This is a genomic window from Mesorhizobium sp. M7A.F.Ca.US.014.04.1.1 (assembly GCF_003998745.1).
Classification (GTDB): Bacteria; Pseudomonadota; Alphaproteobacteria; order Rhizobiales; family Rhizobiaceae; genus Mesorhizobium; species Mesorhizobium ciceri.
In genome coordinates, this window is sequence record NZ_RZRW01000406.1 from 1 (window position 1) to 5322 (window position 5322).

The 5322-nt window shown below is 63.9% G+C and carries 6 protein-coding genes and 1 pseudogene; 6 read left to right on the top strand and 1 reads right to left on the bottom strand.

Features of this window, described 5'->3' with window-relative positions; genetic code table 11:
* Positions 1 to 542 (top strand): annotated as a pseudogene (locus EOA22_RS23430) (phenylalanine--tRNA ligase subunit beta); the annotation flags it as partial.
* A gap of 40 nt (positions 543 to 582) precedes the next feature.
* Entirely contained in the window at positions 583 to 1185 is a 603-nt protein-coding gene (locus EOA22_RS23435; protein WP_063169791.1) for a nucleotidyltransferase family protein, read from the top strand.
* Positions 1186 to 1295: 110 nt separating this feature from the next.
* Here the strand turns inward: EOA22_RS23435 and EOA22_RS23440 are convergent, their stop codons facing one another.
* Positions 1296 to 2291: an aldo/keto reductase gene (locus EOA22_RS23440; RefSeq protein WP_063169792.1), complete on the bottom strand. Its 996-nt coding sequence runs from the start codon at positions 2289 to 2291 to the stop codon at positions 1296 to 1298.
* 96 nt (positions 2292 to 2387) lie between these two features.
* Here EOA22_RS23440 and EOA22_RS23445 point away from each other — a divergent pair, with 96 nt between their 5' ends.
* From EOA22_RS23445 to EOA22_RS23460, 4 genes are all read left to right on the top strand, one after another.
* The gene (locus tag EOA22_RS23445; RefSeq protein WP_013528304.1) at positions 2388 to 3278 is read left to right on the top strand and encodes a LysR family transcriptional regulator; all 891 of its coding nucleotides are present in this window, start codon (positions 2388 to 2390) and stop codon (positions 3276 to 3278) included.
* 291 nt (positions 3279 to 3569) lie between these two features.
* Positions 3570 to 4142 (top strand): cytochrome b, encoded by a 573-nt coding sequence (locus EOA22_RS23450; protein ID WP_063169793.1) that lies wholly within the window; start codon positions 3570 to 3572, stop codon positions 4140 to 4142.
* A 71-nt stretch (positions 4143 to 4213) separates the two neighbouring features.
* Positions 4214 to 4789 (top strand): YceI family protein, encoded by a 576-nt coding sequence (locus EOA22_RS23455; protein ID WP_013528302.1) that lies wholly within the window; start codon positions 4214 to 4216, stop codon positions 4787 to 4789.
* 68 nt (positions 4790 to 4857) lie between these two features.
* A partial coding sequence (locus EOA22_RS23460; protein WP_164755755.1) for a Gfo/Idh/MocA family oxidoreductase occupies positions 4858 to 5322 on the top strand: 465 nt, incomplete at its 3' end.

Genomic DNA, 5322 nt, shown 5'->3' on the forward strand with positions numbered 1-5322 from the left:
CCGCACTTGAAGCCTGCGGTGCGCCTGTCGACCGGCTGCAGATCGAGGCCCGCGGCCCGGCCTGGTATCATCCCGGCCGTTCCGGCACGATCAAGCTCGGCCCGAAAACCGTACTCGGCACTTTCGGTGAATTCCATCCGAAGACGCTGGAGGGCCTCGATGTTTCCGGCCCGCTGTGCGGCTTCGAGGTCTTCGTCGATGGCGTGCCTGAACCGAAGGCCAAGCCGACGAAAACCAAGCCGAAACTGGAACTGTCGCCCTTCCAGGCGGTCAAGCGCGATTTCGCTTTCGTCGTCGACAAGTCGGTCGAGGCCGGCACGCTGGTGCGCGCAGCGCTCGCCGCCGACAAGAAGCTCATCACCGCCGTCTCGGTCTTCGATATTTTCGAAGGCGCTTCGCTGGGCGAGGGCAAAAAATCGATTGCCATCGAAGTGTCGATCCAGCCGGTCGAAAAGACGCTCACCGACGAGGATTTCGAGGCACTGGCCAAGCGCATCATCGAGAATGTCGGCAAGCAGACCGGGGGCGTTCTGCGGGGCTAAAAAACTTGCGAGCAGATGGCGAATCGCCCTCCAAAGGGCGATGGACCATCTGCGGTATTCCGGCCTTCCCCTTGAAGAACAGCGCGCGGCGTTTCTCGCCATCGTGTCTGCCGACCCGCTGTTATGCGACGCGGTGGCGCGGGCTCGCACGCTCGACCTGCCGGACTGGCTGGTGGTATCCGGCGCTCTCTACAACAGCATCTGGAACCACCTGACCGGCAAACCGTCGGGCTACGGCATCAGGGATGTTGATCTTTTCTACTTCGATGACAGCGACCTGTCCTATGAGGCCGAGGACGCGGTGATCCGCCGGGCGGAGAAGCATTTCGAGGGGCTGGCGTTGCCGGTCGAGGTGCGCAACCAGGCGCGGGTGCATCTGTGGTATCCGCAGAAGTTCGGACGGCCGTGCCCGCGCTATTCGAGCGCCAGCGAATCCGTCAGCCATTTTGCCTCGAAGACGCACGCCGTCGGGGTTCGATACGACGCTGACGGGCAGCTCGAGATCGTGGCACCGTTTGGTCTTGACGACATTTTCTCGTTTCGCATCACGCCGAACCGGGTGATGGACAATCAGCGCACGCATGAGGCGAAGGGTAAGCGTGCAAGGGAGAACTGGCCGGAGATTAGTGTCGAGCCTTGGTAAAAATGTCGGCAGGGCAGAGGGGGGCGCTTCACGTCAGCGTCCCCATCTTCTGCACCGCGCTGCGTACGAAAAAGGGGCGCGCGGCGCCCCTTCCGATTACTCACCAGTTTTCAACCATTCACCAGCGTCAGCTCCTTCTCCGCATAGCGCCTACCGACCACCTTGTCGGGCGACAGCGCGTCACCAATCGCCTGCACCTCGACCGCGCTCAGCGCGATCCCGGCAGCCGCCGCATTCTGCTCCAGATGGCGTATCCTTCTTGCGCCGGGGATCGGCACGATGAAATCGCCCTGGTGCAGCACCCAGGCCAGCGCCAGTTGGGCCGAAGTTACCCCCTTTTCAGCTGCCAGCTTTTCCAGCGTCGCGATGACAGCGGCGTTGGCGGCCATGGCATCGGCCTGGAAGCGCGGCAGGCCGCGGCGCCAGTCGTCATCGCTCAAGGCCTCTGGCTTGGCGATCGTGCCGGTCAGCAAGCCCCGGCCGAGCGGGCTGTAGGGAACAAAACCGATGCCGAGCTCGCGGCAGACGGCGAACACCTCGTCTTCCGGGTCGCGGCTCCACAGCGAATATTCGCTCTGCACGGCGGCAATTGGATGCACGGCATGGGCCCGGCGGATGGTCGCCGCACTCGCCTCCGACAGGCCGAGCGCGCGCACCTTGCCCTCGCGCACCAGCTCGGCCATGGCACCGACCGTGTCCTCGATCGGCACGTTGGGGTCGACACGGTGCTGGTAGTAGAGGTCGATCACATCCGTGCCGAGCCGCTTCAGCGACGCCTCGGCGACCGCCTTGACGTGCTCGGGGCGGCTGTCGACGCCGGCCATGCGGTCGAGGCCTGTACCTTCCTCCAAAATCCTGAAGCCGAATTTTGTCGCGATCGTCACCTTGTCACGCGCGGACTTCAGCGCTTTGCCGAGCAGGATCTCGTTCTCGAACGGGCCATAGACCTCCGCCGTGTCGAAGAAATTGACGCCGATATCGATGGCGCGGTGCAGCGTGGCGATTGCGTCGGCTTCCGCCTGGCCGCCATAGGCGAAGCTCATGCCCATGCAGCCGAGGCCGACGGGATAGACGTTCAATTCAGTTCCTAGCTTGCGGGTTTGCATAACGCGTCTCCTTGTTGCGATGCGGCAGAAATAGCGCCTTGCCTTGTGTTCGATAATCGGCTCTCATTTGCACGGGCTGTTCTAAAAGATAGATCAATGAATCGCGCGCATCTTTCCCAACTGGCCGTGCTGGCAACCGTTGCCCAATGCGGCAGCTTTCGCGGCGCGGCCAGGGAATTGGCCATCGCGCCTTCGGCGGTCAGCCATGCGGTGTCCAGCCTAGAGGCGCGGCTTGGCGTTCGGCTGCTGGCGCGCAGCACACGCAGCGTCGCGCCGACCGAAGAAGGTGCGCAGTTGCTGGAACGGCTGCGACCGGCGCTGTCGGAGATCGATCTGGCGCTGGAGACGGCAATCGAGACACGCGACCGGCCGGCCGGCAATCTGCGCCTGACCGTGCCGCGCACCGCAGCCCATTTGGCGCTGACGCCACGGCTGGGCGCCTTTGCGTCGGCCTATCCCGATATCGTGCTGGAGATCGTCATCGAGGACCGTTTCACCGACGTGGTGGAAGGGGGCTTCGATGCTGGCGTCAGGCTAGGCGAGAGCCTGCAGCGCGACATGATCGCGGTGCGCATCGGGCCGGACCTTCGCGGCGCGGTGGTCGGCGCCCCGGTCTATTTCGAGGTCAACCCCAAGCCGCGTCACCCGCGCGACCTGGCTGACCACCGCTGCATCCGCTTCCGCTTCTCCAGCGGCATCCTCTACCGCTGGGAGTTCGAGAGAGGCCGCGAGGCGATCGAGATGGCGGTGGAGGGACCGCTGATCCTCGACGAGGACCATTTGATCGCCCAGGCGGCGGTCGACGGCGCTGGGCTCGCCTTCGTCTTTGAGGATTATGTCCGCGCGCCGCTCGCCGACGGCAGGCTGATCCGTGTGCTGGAGGACTGGTGCCCCTCCTTCGACGGCTTCTTCGTCTACTATCCGAGCCGCCGGCAGATGCGCCCGGCGCTCCGGGCGTTTGTCGATTTCTTCAAGGTGAGTGGATAGAGCGGGCTCGCCCCTCCCCTTGTGGCCCTCCGGAGGGAGAGGAAGGGAGCCAGGCTCGGCGAACTCGCGCCTTTCATCACCCTCCGGAGGGCCCTGATGGGAGTCCGAAGGACGGGCGAGATCGGCGGCTCGCCCCGGTAGGTCGGCTGAGGGACGGGGTGGGTAGCGCCCTACGAGACCCCCACCCCGCTTCGCAAAATCCGCTTCGCGGCATTTGCTGCGCGACCCTCCCCACAAGGGGGAGGGTGAAGCGCGCTGGAAGAAAGCCGAACCAACATTCGTTCACTCCCCATGCAAACATCGATCACCAACAGCGCCACCCGCTATGGCTGGGGCGCGATCCTTCTCCACTGGCTGATTGCGCTCATTTTCATCGGCCAGTTCGGGCTCGGCTTCGTCATGGTGCGGTTGACCAGCCAGCGCACCGCCTTCGAGCTGATCCAACTGCACAAATCTTTCGGCTTCCTGCTGCTCGGGCTTGTGTTGCTGCGCATCGCCTGGCGCCTTGGCAATGCAACGCCGGCGCTGCCGCGCTCGGTCGGAACCCTGGAGCGTCGGGCAGCACCGTTGGCCCATCTTGCGCTCTACGCGTTTCAGCTTGCCTTGCCCTTGTCCGGCTGGGCGCTGGTGTCGGTCTCGATGCTGGAGATCCCCAGCCTGCCGTTCAACCTGTTCGTCATGCCCAACCTGCCGTTGGCCGAATCGGATGGTGCCGAGAGCTTCTGGGCGGCGGCACATTGGTATCTCGCCTATGCCGGCATGACGCTTGTGACTCTCCACGTCGCGGCGGCGCTGCGGCATCATTTCCAGCTCAGGGATGGCGTGCTCACACGCATGGTCACGCCTTCGTCAGATTCGGAATAGAGCGAGCGGTTCATTCGTTCATGGAGTGAGGGCGCGCAAGAAATGCGCTGCCTCCAACAAGGAACATCCCCATGTACACGCGCATCCTCGGATTTGCGGCGGTCGCCGCTTGCCTTGCCATGCCTGTTTCTGCGGCCGTCGCGCTGGGTGACGCCGCCGGCAGCTATTCGATCAGCCCGGCCAGCTCCAGCATCCGCTTCTCCATCGGCAAGGTCGGCGGCGGCGGCCTCAATGGCACCTTCGCCCGCTTCAAGGGCTCGATCCGCATCGACAACAGCGATGTCGGGCGCTCAGCTGTCAATTTCACCATTTTTCCCGAAAGCGTCGGCACCGGCCAGGGCCGTATCGATGCCTTCCTGCGCTCCGACGCGGTGTTTGATGCCGCCAACAGCCCGGAAATCCAGTTCCGCTCTACCAGCGTGACCCGAACCAGCGACACCACGGCTCTCGTCAGCGGCCGGCTGACGGCGCGCGGCAAGACGTTCCCGGAAAAATTCACGGCCGAGCTCGGCGGTCTCAAGGCCGGCATGATCAAATTCCATGTCACCGGCAAGGTGCTGAGGTCGCGCTACGGCATGGATGTCGGCACGCCGATCTATTCCAACATCGTCGACTTCGACATGACGCTGACCGGCAAAAGGGGCTGACCTCGTCATTGGCTTTTCCGGCGATTTCGGGCAAACCTCGTCGCCTGTAATCGTGATGGAGAAACCTGATGTTCCGATGGGGTGTGTTGTCGACGGCCAAGATCGGCCGCGAGCATTTGTTGCCGGCGATGGTCGAGGCGGAGAATGGCGTGCTGTCGGCGATCGCCAGCCGCGACCTGTCGAAGGCCAAGGCGCTGGCCGACCGCTTCGGTGCACGCCATGCCTTCGGCTCCTATGAGGAACTGCTCGCCTCGAAAGAAGTAGACGGCGTCTACATCCCGCTGCCGACCTCGCAGCATGTCGAGTGGTCGGCCAAGGCCATCGAAGCCGGCAAGCATGTGCTGGTCGAAAAGCCGCTGGCGCTCGACGCCAAGGACATCCTGCCGCTGATCAAGCTGCGCGACCAGAAAAAGGTGCTGGTCTGCGAAGCCTTCATGGTCATCTACCACCCGCAATGGATCAAGGTGCGCGAGCTCATCGCCAGCGGCGCCATCGGCCGGCTGCGCCATGTGCAGGGCGCGTTCTCCTACTAC